The organism is Staphylococcus sp. EG-SA-2, from assembly GCF_017152085.1.
In genome coordinates this window covers 1-545 of record NZ_JACYHC010000131.1, presented here as the reverse complement: position 1 = coordinate 545, position 545 = coordinate 1, and the positions used below count along the sequence as shown (strand labels likewise).

The following is a 545-nucleotide window of genomic DNA, read 5'->3' as shown; positions in this document are numbered from 1 at the left end:
CCTGTTGATTAATGGCATGTTTTTCTCCATTTTCCAACATATTGACATACAATTTATAATGTTTTTCAACTGCCTGAATAAAAGCGAGTTGATTTTTATTTAAATGTGATTTTAACTTTTCTAAATCCCAATTAATAAATTCTTCTATAGTTGAAAAAGATATATCTTGGTATTCAACTACTGCATTAATTTCATCTAATAATTGCGATTGTGATTTTAGCGTTATATAACTCTCGTCTCCATAAGATATTTCTGTAGTAGCTGCTGTAGTAGGATTTGGAGAACTCACTAAAATATGCTCGCCTAATAATGCATTTATCAAACTACTTTTACCCGCACTAAATGTTCCAAATACACCTATTTTTATTAATTTATTATCTATACGTGTTAATGTTTCGTGGATATCTTGCTTTGTACACTTGAACAAAGGCACATCCGAAATTATATCAAGCGCTTTTTGAATATCTATAGACATATTTGTTGTAGCTGTATTTTGATTTAGCTGCTGATTATCACGATTATCCTGAGTATTATCAGTAGCCACT

1 protein-coding gene is annotated in these 545 nt (G+C 30.1%); it reads right to left on the bottom strand.

The window, feature by feature from the left end; translation table 11 throughout:
• Positions 1–545 (bottom strand): dynamin family protein (locus IDG60_RS27170; protein ID WP_206160395.1); only part of this gene is annotated, 545 nt, incomplete at both ends.